The 14981-nt window shown below is 30.2% G+C and carries 9 protein-coding genes; 4 read left to right on the forward strand and 5 right to left on the reverse strand.

Translation table 11 applies throughout. The features are described 5' to 3' along the window. Together METFODRAFT_RS07460 and METFODRAFT_RS07465 are read right to left on the reverse strand one after the other, a co-directional pair. Positions 1 to 3484 (reverse strand): CARDB domain-containing protein (locus METFODRAFT_RS07460; RefSeq protein ID WP_007044967.1); only part of this gene is annotated, 3484 nt, incomplete at its 3' end. A 53-nt stretch (positions 3485 to 3537) separates the two neighbouring features. After that, complete coding sequence (locus tag METFODRAFT_RS07465; RefSeq protein WP_007044968.1) at positions 3538 to 4902, reverse strand: ABC transporter substrate-binding protein; 1365 nt, start codon at positions 4900 to 4902, stop codon at positions 3538 to 3540. 142 nt (positions 4903 to 5044) lie between these two features. Here METFODRAFT_RS07465 and METFODRAFT_RS07470 point away from each other — a divergent pair, with 142 nt between their 5' ends. The 4 genes from METFODRAFT_RS07470 to METFODRAFT_RS07485 all read left to right on the forward strand — a co-directional run bounded on the left by METFODRAFT_RS07470 (position 5045) and on the right by METFODRAFT_RS07485 (position 12488). After that, positions 5045 to 5581: a hypothetical protein gene (locus tag METFODRAFT_RS07470; protein WP_007044969.1), complete on the forward strand. Its 537-nt coding sequence runs from the start codon at positions 5045 to 5047 to the stop codon at positions 5579 to 5581. 8 nt (positions 5582 to 5589) lie between these two features. After that, positions 5590 to 6384 carry a hypothetical protein gene (locus METFODRAFT_RS07475; RefSeq protein ID WP_007044970.1) on the forward strand — a complete coding sequence of 265 codons (795 nt, stop codon included), beginning with the start codon at positions 5590 to 5592 and terminating at the stop codon, positions 6382 to 6384. Further along, a complete protein-coding gene (locus METFODRAFT_RS07480; protein ID WP_007044971.1) occupies positions 6362 to 9373 on the forward strand; it encodes a PKD domain-containing protein in 3012 nt (1003 codons plus the stop codon). The genes METFODRAFT_RS07475 and METFODRAFT_RS07480 overlap by 23 nt, the downstream gene beginning before the upstream one ends. Positions 9374 to 9497: 124 nt before the next feature. Continuing rightward, the gene (locus METFODRAFT_RS07485) at positions 9498 to 12488 is read left to right on the forward strand and encodes a hypothetical protein (protein WP_007044972.1); all 2991 of its coding nucleotides are present in this window, start codon (positions 9498 to 9500) and stop codon (positions 12486 to 12488) included. A 3-nt stretch (positions 12489 to 12491) separates the two neighbouring features. Here METFODRAFT_RS07485 and METFODRAFT_RS07490 read toward each other — a convergent pair whose 3' ends face one another. The 3 genes from METFODRAFT_RS07490 to METFODRAFT_RS07500 form a co-directional block, all read right to left on the reverse strand. After that, positions 12492 to 13106, reverse strand: a complete 615-nt coding sequence (locus METFODRAFT_RS07490) for a hypothetical protein (protein WP_007044973.1) — start codon at positions 13104 to 13106, stop codon at positions 12492 to 12494. Between the two features lie 61 nt (positions 13107 to 13167). Further along, positions 13168 to 13935, reverse strand: a complete 768-nt coding sequence (locus METFODRAFT_RS07495; RefSeq protein ID WP_007044974.1) for an NAD+ synthase — start codon at positions 13933 to 13935, stop codon at positions 13168 to 13170. Between the two features lie 81 nt (positions 13936 to 14016). Next, a complete protein-coding gene (locus tag METFODRAFT_RS07500) occupies positions 14017 to 14895 on the reverse strand; it encodes an AIR synthase related protein (protein ID WP_007044975.1) in 879 nt (292 codons plus the stop codon). Positions 14896 to 14981: the final 86 nt, after the last annotated feature.

Consider the following 14981-nt stretch of genomic DNA (forward strand, 5'->3'; position numbering starts at 1 on the left):
TATTTATCTTTTTTGCTTTCTCTTTTACTTCTCTTAATGTATCAATTACAGTTTTATTAATGGTTATATTTTTTCCAACAATTGGAATTGTAATGTCATCTTCTGTATCAAGCGTTAATTTTGTTATGTTGAATTCATCCCCAATAATTAAATTAACATCTTTTATTGATTTTTCAGTTTCATTATCTATTTTAATAATCTTTTTAATATCTCCTAAATTGATAATTCCATTTTGTATACAAACCTTTAAGAATTTATGTCCTCCTGTATCTGATAATTTTACGTCTGTTGCTATTGCCGAGTATGTGCTGTTGGTTATGTTAAATGTAATTTCTCCTACTTCAAAATTACCTATTTCCGAGATATTGTATCCGCTTACAAATAATGTGTTGTTTGATACACTCCAGTTGCTTATTCCTACTGCTTTAACATCCACGACTGTTAAGTTCTTGAGCAATATCTTTAAGTCATATCCCCCAACAGGTCTTTTCTCATTAATGTTACCAACTTCAATCTTTGCCGTTATACTATTCCCATTTTCTAATGCTTTATACATCTTTATGAATACTGGAATCTCTACAACTTTTACAGTTTTAACAACCTTGTTGTCATCTTCATCTTCTTCTTTGATGCTGTTTGAACTGTCTGCAATTATAACTATTGTGTATTTTCTTAATTCAGTTGGGGTCCAGTTGAATGTTACAGTTTTTGATTCTCCAGATTTTAATGAACCTATTGTTGCATTTCCAAGTTCTTCTGAGTTAATATATGCTCTAACATCAAATGGTATTGTTATGTCTTTATGTCCATTGTTTGTTACTGTTACAGTTATTGAGTTGTTTATTCTGTAGATTGCTGGATCATTAACAGTTACTTGGACGTTGATGTTCGGACCTTCAACTTTAGTAACTGCTGAATTTACAACCACACTGTTGAACTTGTATCCATTTGCATCTGAAACTTTAACATCTGATAACATAATCTCAGATTTTCCTATATCAATTGCTTTAAATGTAGCTCTTGCTATTGTTGTTGGTTTAGTTATGTTTCCGTCCATTATACTGAATGTTACCTTTCCTTTCTCGAAAGTTACATTTTTCAATTCTTCAGATGCATTAACTAAAAACTCAAAGTTTGTGCAGTTTAAAACATCTGGATTATAAACTAAAACTCCATCTAAACCTTTTGCAGGTCTTTTATCGGTTATATTATCTAATTTGATATCGACTGTAAACGTTTCATCTGTCTTTGTTAGGTTTGTTGAAGAAATTAAGTTTAATGCTATAGGTCTTTCTGTTATTGTAACTATTTTAACTAATTTGTTGTTTGATGTATTTTCATCAACTGTTGGGTCTATTGTTGCTACTATTGTGTAGTTCTTTATATGTGTTGGAGTCCAGTTGAATTCAACAACTTTTGTTTCTCCAACCGATAAGTTAGATATCTCTTTAACTCCCAAGTCTTCTGAATCGATGTATAAATGAACATCAAATGTCTCTGTTGAATTTGTATGTCCTTTGTTTGATACCTTAACTTTTACAACTGCAGGTTCTCTGTAGTATGGATTCTCTACTGTTATATCCTCAATGCAGGCATCTGGACCTTCAACAGTTACAGTTGCCGAATTTACAACAATCTTGTTGAACTTGTATCCGTCGATGTCTGAGATAGCAACACCATCTAATGCAATTACTGAACTTCCAACGTTTATCGCTTTAAATGTTGCCCTTGCTATTGTTGTTGGTTTAGTTATGTTTCCGTCCATTATACTGAATGTTACCTTTCCTTTCTCGAAAGTTACATTTTTCAATTCTTCAGATGCATTAACTAAAAACTCAAAGTTTGTGCAGTTTAAAACATCTGGGTTGTATAGCAATATTCCATCGATACCTTTAGCAGGTCTTTTATCGGCTATATTATCTAATTTGATATCGACTGTAAATGTTTCATCTGTCTTTGTTAGGTTTGTTGAAGAAATTAAGTTTAATGCTATAGGTCTTTCTGTTATTGTAACTATTTTAACTAATTTGTTGTTTGATGTATTTTCATCAACTGTTGGGTCTATTGTTGCTACTATTGTGTAATTTTTGATACTTGTTGGTGTCCAGTTAAATTCGATAATCTTTGTTGTTCCAACTGATAAGTTAGATATATCTTTAACTCCCAAGTCTTCTGAATCGATGTATAAATGAACGTTAAATGTTTCAACTGAGTTTGCATGCCCTTTATTTGACACCTTAATCTTAACCACTGCTGGTTCCATGTAGTATGGATTATCAACACTTATATTTTCAATGCATAAATCAGGACCTTCAACTGTTACAGTTGTTGCGTTTGTTATTATTTTATTAAATTTGTGTCCGTTTATATCTGAAACAACAGTATCTGTTAATGCAATTACTGAACTTCCAACGTTTATCGCTTTAAATGTTGCCCTTGCTATTGTTGTTGGTTTAGTTATGTTTCCGTCCATTATACTGAATGTTACCTTTCCTTTCTCGAAAGTTACATTTTTCAATTCTTCAGATGCATTAACTAAAAACTCAAAGTTTGTGCAGTTTAAAACATCTGGATTATAAACTAAAACTCCATCTAAACCTTTTGCAGGTCTTTTATCGGTTATATTATCTAATTTGATATCGACTGTGAATGTTTCTCCTGTTTTAACTGATGATGTCGAAACAACGCCTAATGCTATTGATTCTTCAACGGCGTATAACACTTTTACAAACTTGTTGTTTGATTCGTTCTTTTCATCTATCTCATTGTTAGGATCCATTACTGCAACAAATGTGTAGTTCTTTTCTTCTTTTGGTGTGAATGTGAAGGTTACGGTTTTTGTTTCATTGACTTTTAGTGAATCAATAGTTTCTGACCCTATCTTTTCTGAGTCAACATAAAAATCAACACTTACATTTGAAGCATCAACTTCCCCAACATTCCCTACAGTTACGTTAATGGTATTTTCTTCATAGGCTTTTAAGTTTGCAGATATGTTTGTTACTGTTAAGTCAGATTTTGGTTTTAATATTGTTATGTTTGAATTTCTTAGAATTAATGGTTCAATATGAAATCCATTTGTATCAGACATGGCAGTTTTGCTCAATGATATAACTCCACTCCCTTCGTTTAATGCCTTAAATGTCAATGTTGCAATTGTAAAGTTCCCGTATGGATTATTTGAAAACCACATCAAACTTATTTTTCCATCTTCTACACTTATATCCTTTAAATTTGCACTATTTGCAACATCACTTAACTGAATATCTGTTAGATTTAATAAACTTGAATCATAAGTTATGTACGCATCAAAACCTCCACATTTTGTATCTTCTGGAACATTCTTTACAACTAAATCTAAATTAAATGTCTCCCCTACATTAACATTTATCTCATTTGGGATTAGTTCAACACTTACATTATCTGCATAAACACCTAAGAAAGAAATCATTAATATTGCTAACAATGTAATTCTCCATTTCATTCCATCTCACCCTAAAAAAAGATTTGAAATTTTTTATAAAAGAGAGTAGGGATTTAGTTTGCAGTATATGGTTCTGCAGTATTTGTATCTGGGTTATATTTGAGGAAGAAGTGTGTGGTTCTTCCTTTGAATGCCTCTGGATGAATGATTGTTCCTAAATCCATTAAAACTTCATCGGTGTTCATCAATCCACATTGCCAATAGTCAGGACTTATACAGAATAATCTTCCGTTTTGAACTGCTTTAAATGTTGTATAACCTGGATGGTCATCTTTGAATGTAGATAGCCAAGTTGTTGATGATGGAACAACCCATATGTCAGCATCTTTTGCCCTCTCAGCAAATGTTTCATAATCAATCTTAGCACTTCCAGTTCCTGGAATATCTGTGAAGATGTAGTTAGCATGACAAAATGCCATTATTCCTTTTGCTACGTAGGATTGTGCTTTTGGAACGTAAGTTCCTCCATATTTTGGATAGTTTTTACCCCAAGCAACTAAAACATTTGAATCGCAACCATAGGTTTTCCTTACAACATTCCATGACCTCTTATCTACTCTTGCGAAGTATTTCTTTGCAACATCTTCCTTGTTGTAGAATGCAGCAAACATCTTAACCCATTCACATCTTGCAAGGTATGTTCCTTCTAAGTATTCAGCATCTGCAACGTAGGTTAATCCTAAATCCTTACACTTTGCAATTATTGCATCCCCACTATATCCAGGGTAAACGAATATAACCTGTGGGGAAATATTGACAATCTTATCCCAATCTGGGTTGTAGGATGAACCAACATCGATTATTGAACCATTTTCAAGACCTTTCTTTATATCGTCGAAATACCATGTGTAATAACCACCCCACATAATACCTTTAACTGAACCTATTACTGAACCATCATCGTTTAATGGCTCCATCAATGCTATGTGGGTGGAACTCATTACAACAACATTTTTTAATGGGACGTTAATTACTTTGTCGTATTTTCCTTCAGTCCAACTTGGTATTGGTTGGGATTCATTTTTTAATAGGAGTCTTTGCCCTGTAGCATCCTCAAATATCTTATATGCCCATTTTTCACCATTGTATGGGTTTACTTCGTTTCCATTTTCATCGTAGTAAGTTAATTTCATATTTTGTGCATATTTTATTTGCTTTCTCATCTCATCGTAGTTCTTAAAGAGATAAACAACATCTGCGATATCTATACTATTATCGGCGTTTATGTCTCCATCTTCTAGGTCAAGGTTTCTGTTCTTAAAGAGATAAACGACATCAGCGATGTCTATACTTCCATCCTCATTTACATCCCCGAATCTGTAGTTGTAGTTTCCCTCAGCATAAGTACAACTTATACTTGTTATTAAGGATATAACACCTAATATTATTATCAACATCTTATTTATATTTTTTGCCATATCTATCACCGAAAAATTTTTATTTATTATGAAGATAAGGTTATTTTTAAAGTTTCACAAATTTTGTATATAGGATATTTAATATATAAATATTATGGTTTTCTTTATATTTTGTAAAATTAACTTAAAAGAGGTGTATGATATGAAATATTTAAAATTTTTGATATTGGTTCTTACATTAACATCAGTGTATGCAACGAGTTTGAACATAGAAATACCAAAAGAAGTCAAAGTTGGAGATGAGTTCAATATAACATTAAATGTAAAAAATGACCAATCAATTGTAGGATTTGAATGTAGTGTTAATGTTCCACATAACTTAAAAATAACAAGTTTTTCGGGAAATCAAGATATAAAAAAGATGGCTGGGAAATTTTACGAAGAGAAAATGACGAATAATAGTTGTATTGTAAAGTTTGTTGTCTTTGATAATCCATTAAAATCTGATTTTTATGTAGGGAGAGTAACTGTTAAAGTTTTAGATTATGACAACAGTACAAGAATAAAAATTGTATCAAAGGGTTCTGATGAAAATGGAAATAAAATTGACATATTCTCTGGAGATGTGGAACTTAAAGTTAAAAAAGAAAATGAAACTTCAGAAAAAAAAGGATTTTTGGATATGATTGCTGGTTTTATAAGTAGCATCATCGATGTTATAAAACGACTATTTGGATAGGTGGGTAAATGAAGAGAATAGCAATAATTTTGACTCTTTTATTTTTCAATTGCGTATGTTCTGAAGATTTACAAAATGTTATTTTAAAACTTGAACCTGAAAAGGTAGAAACTACGGGAGATTTAATAAAAATAAATATCACTGTTGAAAATATTCCTCCAAAAGATAGTTTAGAAAGTAGATTAAATGATAACAAATCAGATGGTGGTTTAGGAGGTTTAGATATATACATTAATTATTCCCCTGAATATTTGGAAAGTGTTGGATTTGATTGGAGTGATTTTTGTAAAAATGAAAAGATAAAGTCATTCGAATTTAAGGGCGGTGAATTCTATTTGTCAATCATGTTTGGGGAGGATGTTTTTGAGGATAAGGTAACAATAGGAACTTTAACATTTAATCCAAAAAAAGAAGGGAATTTATCCATTATATTTGAAAATAAATCAAAAGTCTCATCAACACAGGGATATAAATATGATGGATTGGGAAACTACCCAAACACAACGTTTAAAGGATGTGATATTGTAATAAAAGGTGTGGGAACTGGAAACTTCACTAAAAATTTAAAAGGAGAACTTGATGTTTCTGGAGGAACTACAAAGATTATAAATGAAATAAATGTGATTACCAACCAAAAGGCCCCAAAGGTTATTGTTGAAGAACTAAACGTCTCAGAAATTAAGCCAAATGTATCTGTTGTTTTAAATGTTGATTATAATGATGTTGATTTCAAGTTGTTTAGTTTGATATTTATTGTAAGCTTAATAGGAGGAGTGATGTTTGGTTTTTTGGGAAAATATTAGGGAGGATAGTTTGAGATACTTTCTGTTTTTACTTATTATTGTTTTATCTATTGGTTTTTCATACGGTGAGGTAATTGTTGAGTTATCCCCTTCGAATGTAAGTGTAAATGTTGGAGAGTCATTTAATTTAATATTATTAGTTAAAAATGTCCCAAGTAGTACAAAATGTGGGGGTTTTGAAGCAACAATAGATTATGATAAAAGTTTGTTGAATCTAACAAATATTCAGTTAAGTAATACTGCAAATACTGCCGGTTTAAAAACTGTAGATGTTAGTGGTGGAAAAATAAGTTTGATGTGGTTTTCAAATAATCCATACGGGAACTTTACAATTGCAACATTGACATTCAAAGCGTTATCTAATGGAACCACTATGGTAAAGTTAAAAGAAAAAGATACTCCAACATCAGTTTCGGATGAAAATGGGATTAAATATGACATAAACATAATAAATGCAAATATATCAATAAATAGCACTGGGAATAATATAACCAAAATTCCAAATGCCTATTTTGTTGTTAATGTGTTTGAATATAACAAGTCCTTAACTGGGACATTAATTTTAAATAACACTATCACACCAATAAAAGAGATAAATGGAACGATTTCATTGAATAATGTACAACTACTCGGTAATATTGAACCAAATATATCCTACAAGGAATTTACAATTAAAAAAAATATTGGAAAGGCATTATATAGTGGTTTGGCATTTTATGGGGAAAATAATTATGAAAAATTTTATTTAGATAGTGGAGAGTTGAAAAATCTATCCTTGATTGCATATAATGTAAAAGAAAATATCACATACATTTCAGGATGTATATACATATACAATACCTCAAATTATACCACACTTAGTTTAAAATTTTTGGGCAATAAAAGCATCTACAAAATAAAGAATGAATATGTGAATAACAGTTGGATTGGATGTTATTTGTACTTTAATGCAACCCCAAATAAATCAGGAACTTTTGAAATTGCAAATATAAGAATTGCATTTAATAAGTCAGATATAAAATCCTCAGATATATATAAAGTATCCCTTATCAATGTATCTGCCTATTCGGGCGGTAAGATTTTGGATATTGGGAAATCCCCTGCTTTTAGCATATGTGGAGGAACATGTAAACTAGATCCTGAAATTGATATATCTTTAAGGTCTGAACGTTCAAGAATTTCATACACAAATATTTCTTTTGGAGATGCCAAGGTTGTTTACTTAATAAGCGGAAATGAGATTTCAATAACCAATATTTCAGGGAGCATTTTTATAAATACTTCACTATTGGATGTGTTAGATTATAATGTATCATCTGATTTGTTGAATAATATCGCATACAAGAGTATTTTAATGAATGGGAGTACTTTATACTTTAATCTTTCATTTAAACAGCCAATAGTAAATAGAAAAATACTCTATATCAATATTACGCCAAAAACCAATATGGATGCAACAACTACAATGTTATTAAACATAACTCAAAATCTTTCAAAAAGCCTATTGGTTGTAAATATATTCAAAAAAGATTTTTCCTCCCTTCCACCATATTACGGTGGTAATCTTACAAACATATCATTTTCAATTGTTCCTGATGGGGCATATCAAAATAAAACCTACCTTTCCGTTTTGAATTTACCACTTAAATTTTATGAGTGTGGGAATATTGCTATGGATATATATCAAAACGGAATAAAAACAAATACTTCTATTATATTAAACAAAGAAATATCAAATATTACTCAAACATCCCAAATCAACAACACCATACAAATTGATGTGGGAAGCGATAGTACTGAAATTAACATGTCCTATGGACAATATGCCTCTTATCTACATTTAAGATTACTCAATGTAAATTGCAGCATTACTAATATTTCTGGATATGTTTATGTAAATACATCACTATTGGGGATTGAGAATGTAAGTGTATACTCCCATATACTTAACAATATTTCATACAAAAATATATCAATAAATGGAAGTAGTATTTACTTCAATCTATCATTTAAACAACCCATCAACGGAACTACAAGTTTAATAACATTTTCAGTAAAATCCAAAGTGGATAAAACCGTTGATACTGTAATATATTTACATAATCTTACAATATACTCAAATAACACAAAAGTCAATTTAACTGTAAGGAACATGACTGTACATATAATAAAAAGAAAAACAAATGTTCCTCCAAAGTTGACAGTATCTTATGAAATACTGAATAATAATGAAGTTCATTTCCATGCATTTGCATATGATGAAGATGGTGACACTTTAAGTTATTTCTGGGATTTTGGTGATGGATATAACTCCACAAAAAAAGACCCCATACATAGATACTCTAATTATACTTACTATTTAGTGAAGTGTATTGTAAAAGACCCGCTAAATGGAACAGATTGTGCAAAGTTTATTGTAGATATTAAAAATATCAGTCCAATAAATTACGACATCAATATTGGAGAAAATAAAACAAAAAATAGAACATTATATCTAAATATTTCATTAAAAAACCCATTTTCTAATCCAATAACTGCATACATCAACTTCATAAATCGCAAAGATTATGACGTTCCTGAAATCCAATACGATGTAACTTTATCACCAAATGGTACAACAAATGTTTCAATTCCGATAAATATTTCTGAGTCCACCACAAATATAAATTGGAATGTAGAATACTATGGGGTTTATAATAGGAAGTTTAATGACAAAGTCCAATTTATTTGCTATAAGTGGTCATTTAGCAACAGAGTAGATATAACAGAAACGAAGACCAATATAAAAATAAATAACTATACAAAAATAATCTACTTGAATAATTCAAAAGTTGTCTTAAAAATTAATAGAAATAGTGTCATAAAGGATTATGTAATTAATAAAACCATAAAGTTGGATTTAATAAGAAAGAGAGATGTTATTTATTATTGTTTGGTGTCTTTAATTGGTTTTATGGTTGGGCTTATTGTAGTTAGGAGAATTAGATAAACAAAATCCTTAGATAAATAAAATTTTTTTAGGTAAAAATATTTTTTAAACTCATTAAAGTATATATACCAAGTTTTACATAAAATTATTAAATTACAACGGATTGGATTGTTTTGGTGGTTTTATGGAAAATTTAATTACCGATATTAGCAAATTCATTCAATCAAATGACTACAAAGAACGTCTTAATGCTGTGCATTTATTATCTAAAATAAAGAATGAGGATGAATTTAAGAAGGTAGTTTATTATTTGGTTAGATTACTTCATGATGAAAACTCTTTAATTAAGGTTAGTGCTTTGAATTCAATTAAAAAAATCATCAATGAGAATCCAAATATAATCAGCCTACCAGAATTTAAAAAATTAATGTCCCATGCATATATACTTACCTTCACACAAAATAAGATTGTGTTAAATGCTTTGAAATCGTTAATCAACCTCATTCCTGAAAAAGTTATAGAAGATATCATTAATGAACTAACCTATCAAATTTACTCAAAGGATGGTGTTAAAAGGGCACTAGTGATATTAAAAATATCGGCAATATCTCTATATCATCCAGAATACTTAAAAAATACACTCCCTGAAATTATACATCTTCTAATAAATGATAAACTTAGATTAATCCAAATAATTATTGCTTCAATGCTTGACGAATTTAAAGAACCAGAGGCAAAGTTAATACTATCTAAAATTTCGAGATTGAAGTATATTCCATTGAATGTTGATGGATTTACTGATGAAGAAACCACACATCCATTGATAAATATGTACTTTGGTTCCAAACATATAGAAAAAGATGAATTCAAAAAGGTTTTGGAATTTTTAGGGGAAAGTGACCTCATAGTGGAGATATTATCTTTAAGTGTTGTGGAACGTAATGTCGATATGCTCTTTGAACTTTATACTCCGGAGGAAATTAGGGGTTTTATAAATGATATCTTAGATAGATTATACTGTAGATATGAAATTGTAAAGATAATATCTTATCTGACACTTTCAAAAATCATAACACATCGTGATACTGAAAAATATTTGGATAAGGAATTAATAAATAATTATTTATCAATCCTTTTGGAGAGGGGGCACGAATTTTTGATTGAGGGACATATGCTTGTAAAATGTTACATATTAGAGGCGTTGTCAATCATATACACAAATAGTAATAGTTCAGAAATTAAAAAAAGCATAAAAAAATTCGTAAATCGAATAGAAATAAAGGAATTAGTATGCAGCAATCAAAATTGTTATGTCTTTCTAATTTTCCTATTGGCATCTATGAACGAAAATGTGGAAGATTACTTGGCCCCAAATGTTCATCCTGATTTTGATGAAAAATACATACAAGAACTTAAAGGAAAACTCTTTTCCAAAATATTCAGAAACATTGAATTAAAACTCAATAGCGATGATTGGGTCGATAGATTAGTTTCAAGTAAATTATTAGGGAATATCCTTTATGCATACCCATACCACATAAACGAGTACTACGCCATCGTAAAGAACCTACTTTCAGATAACGTTTGGATAATAAGGTCTAAAGGTTCTTGGATTTTAAGAATAATCAACCACAAAAAATACTACATTCCAAAACATGATTTAATTGAGATTTTTGAGTGTATTTATGATTGGTATTCGGAGGTTGTTATTGAACATCTATTGTTATATGCAAATATATTAGGTAATGATTATTCTAACGTAATTAAGGATGAAAATTTGAGGAATTCCATGCTGTCATCAATAATTATGACGTATTTAGTAAATGACAATAAAATTGTTAAATCCCTTGCCAAATATTTGTTAAATAAGTTTCCTGAAGTAGATTATGTTATGGATTATTTTGAAAAGGATGATATTGGAAAATTGGAGATTTTGGAGAATTTAATAGAAAATCCTGCATTTAGGAAACCAGTATTTACAAAAATAAAACTGTGGTTAAATAAAGAAATAAAAGCAAATAATGACGATACCATAGTCCGTATTCTTAAATTTATTGATGGAAAGTACTTCACATCCACAGCCTTTATTTTATATGAGTTAATAAAACTCTACGATAGATATGACATTGCAAAGGAAATCATCGATACAATACAATCCAAATACTCTGAGATTCTTGAGTATTATTTCACTTGTCTATGTAAATGGATTGATAAATATCCAATTCCAATAAAGAGAAAAACTTTAAAAGAAATACTTGAATTTACTAATTTTGGAATAAAACTGAGTGACGAGATGTTAAATAAATTAAAAGAATTGGTAATTTATGAGATGGATGAGGAATCGTTAGAGGTAATTATGGAGATACTTAATACTGTAGGTGACGAAGAAGGAAAACTTTTGGTAATAGAGAGAAAATCACTTGATAGAAAAGCGTGTGAATCAATTGTAAAAAATATTGTTAAAAACAAAGATATTACCAAATTAAAAGAGATTTTTGGTGATAGGGGTATAATATTAAAGGTTATTATTTTAGATAACTTTATAAACCTAATAGAAAACGAGGATAGTGAATTCATAGAATTTCTTAACAACTATTCCAGTGATATCTTTGAGCAGATATGTCCATTAATTGACATCGGTTACTACATAATTTTGGAAAAGATAAAAAAATTCATGGTTGTTTTAATAATTTCAAATCCTGGATTGTTTAGATCATGGATGATTAATAACTATCACAAAATTCAGGAAAAGTGCATCAACTTTTTAAAGAAAATATTGAAGGAACCCTATCCTGAGGTTAAGATTGAGTTGTTGGACATTCTTGAGGATGCTTTGAATGAGGGTTATTATGAGTTAGTATATAAGTTCCTACCTGAACTCTCCGAACTTTTAAACTATAGGATGTGGGAGGTAAAATCACGTGCTTTGAAATTAATTATAGCCCTAAATGTGGAAAAAGAAGATGTTGATGATGTTGTTGTAAATATATTAAAAAGTTTTGAAAGTCCTGATGAGGATTTTAGACTGTATTTGCTTAGGGCGTTGAAAAATTTGCCAACTTCAAGAAAACATGGAGAAAAGGTTATTGGGTTATTGGAAGAGTTAAAACCTCCTGGAGGATACCTAAAGAGTATTGTGAATGATACCCTTAGAAAATATAGGGGGGATATGTAAATTCTACAAGATTTTGAATTTATTTGGAGATGGTTCGTAAATTTCTCCTTCGTCAATCAACTCTTGAATAACTTCATAGATTTCATCTTCATCCATGCCTAACTTATCACAGATTTCATCAAGAGATATTCCCTCATTTTCCCCAATTAGTCCCAATATTTCATCTTTAATATTTTCATTTTTGATAACCTCAGTATCCTCCCCATATATACTTTCTAAAATCTCCTCTTCAATATCTTTTTCTTCAAATGATTCATCTTCAATAAAGTATTTTCTTGTTTTTTCTATCTCTAAATCCCTCAATTCCTTCCATTTTTCTTTGTCTTTATTTCTCTTTTTTACAATCTCTAATGCTATGTATTTTATCCCCTCATGCATCCTAACTCTACCAATCACGTCAACAAAATCTCCCTCTTTGATATCTAATCCCTTATCTCCAAAATACCTAACTAAAACACCACCAACTTCAAAAGAGTGGATTTTTCCAACGCTTATATTCTTTACCTCTCCTAAAACTCTAACCCTATAAATTTTATGCCCTTCTAAAACTAATGCATTATCTTCAACTTCATTTTTTAAAAATTCCTCTGGATGTATTTTATAGGCAACGTATCTCATAATTTCACCTAAAAAAAGTTAATTATTTATTCATCTTCATTTATTATAACTACAAGATAGTTTATAAGTTGGGTTTTGGTGGTGGATAAAGTTTATGTTTATTTGCTTCAATTCTTTGCAAAATTTCTTCAATTTTTGATATTGGGACATTTAATTCCTTTGAAATTTCTTTTTTATCCTTCCCTTCCTCTAAAGCCATCAATATCTTATCTAACAAATCATAGGTAATTCCAAGTTCTTCCTCATCTGTCTGCCCTTCCCATAAACCTGCTGATGGTGATTTCTCAATAATTTCTTTTGGAATGCCTAAGTATCTTGCCAACCTTCTAACATCTGTTTTAAATAAATTACCTATTGGCAAAATATCGCATCCTAAATCCCCATATTTTGTAGCATACCCCATATATGCCTCTGATTTATTCCCAGTTCCAACAACAAGGAGATTATATTTATTCGCAAAGTAATACAAGATACACATTCTTATCCTTGGTTTTAGATTTGCATCTGCTCTTTTATCAAATTCTCTTGTAGGAACATAACCTCCAGCACCAAATGCCTTCAATATATCTGTTATATCTGAAACAATGTATTTAATGCCGAGAGTTTTTGCCACAAGTTCAGCATGCTCTCTATCCTTTGGATTAGAGTTTTTTTCTGGCATTATTAAACCTAAAACCTTATCTTTCCCCAATGCCTTAACACACAAGTAGGCAGTTAATGATGAATCAATTCCCCCACTTAAACCTAAAACAACTCCATCTACCTTTGCCTCTTCAACTTTCTCTTTTATGAATGTGCAGATTTTATTTATTATTTCCTCTTCATTCATGATTTCACCAAATTGTTTTTAAATTATTATTTTGATTTTTATATTTAAATTTTTATTTGAAAACCAAAAAATTATCTATCGCTAAAGTTTGTATGGGAAGTTTTTTATCAGTTCCTTCATCTTTTCCTCATCTATATATTTTTTATTCCCAATTGTTAGATTCAACTCTTTTTTTATTTTCCCAAATGTTACTACAGGACATCTGTTTTGTACTGCAATATCTAAGACATCATTAACATCCTCCTCATCAACGGATATTATATAAGTTCCCATATATCTCGTTGCTCTTGGGTATGGAATGGAAAAAATCTCAACTCCTTTTCTTGCTTTAACGAGCATCTCCAACAAATTACACAACCATCCTCCCCTTGAAGCATCTTTACAAGCATGCACACCAATATTTTTAACAATCTCAAGATATGTGTCAAATTTATTCTTCGCTTTATAAATCCTCTCTCCAATGTCTCCTTCAACAGGATGTCCAAGCATTATTAAAACATCTTCTTCCTTTGCATTCCCATCCCTAACAACTTTATCAGTTATCAACTCCCCAAAAACAGCAACACAGATGCATGATTTTAAACTCTCAACTGTCTGAGTATTCCCACCAATTATTGGAATATCCAATCCAATAGATTGTTTTTTTAAACCACCAACTGCTATTTTTATTTCCTCTTTATCCTTCGCCTGAATTGCATTCATTGCAAATCTTGGCTTTGCCCCCATTGCCACAACATCACATGCAGTATGTATTAGAGCGGTTTTAGAGCCCAATTTTAAAGGATAAGGTCCTTCCATGTTTATAACACTCTTTCCAACAACTACCGCATCATCTCCTGCCCTAATTCCACTTATTAAATTTGGGATTTTGTCATCCATATTCCAAAATTCTCTTCTTGGATAGTTGGTTTCCATCATGTGTTCTATTGCATATTTTATTTCAAATTCGATATTTTCCATAGTACCACACCTAATAAACAATATAAAAGTAAAAAAATTAACTAAAAAGATAGGACTTTCGCAAGCATATTCGAATATAATGATAT

The organism is Methanotorris formicicus Mc-S-70 (assembly GCF_000243455.1).
Taxonomy (GTDB): Archaea; AGJL01; Methanococci; order Methanococcales; family Methanococcaceae; genus Methanotorris; species Methanotorris formicicus.

Bases quoted from the DNA above. Each gene is read 5' to 3' on its own strand.
- METFODRAFT_RS07490 (WP_007044973.1), bottom strand. From the start codon at position 13,106: ATGAGATACGTTGCCTATAAAATACATCCAGAGGAATTTTTAAAAAAT.
- METFODRAFT_RS07465 (WP_007044968.1), bottom strand. From the start codon at position 4,902: ATGGCAAAAAATATAAATAAGATGTTGATAATAATATTAGGTGTTATA.
- METFODRAFT_RS07470 (WP_007044969.1), top strand. From the start codon at position 5,045: ATGAAATATTTAAAATTTTTGATATTGGTTCTTACATTAACATCAGTG.
- METFODRAFT_RS07495 (WP_007044974.1), bottom strand. From the start codon at position 13,935: ATGAATGAAGAGGAAATAATAAATAAAATCTGCACATTCATAAAAGAG.
- METFODRAFT_RS07485 (WP_007044972.1), top strand. From the start codon at position 9,498: ATGGAAAATTTAATTACCGATATTAGCAAATTCATTCAATCAAATGAC.
- METFODRAFT_RS07475 (WP_007044970.1), top strand. From the start codon at position 5,590: ATGAAGAGAATAGCAATAATTTTGACTCTTTTATTTTTCAATTGCGTA.
- METFODRAFT_RS07500 (WP_007044975.1), bottom strand. From the start codon at position 14,895: ATGGAAAATATCGAATTTGAAATAAAATATGCAATAGAACACATGATG.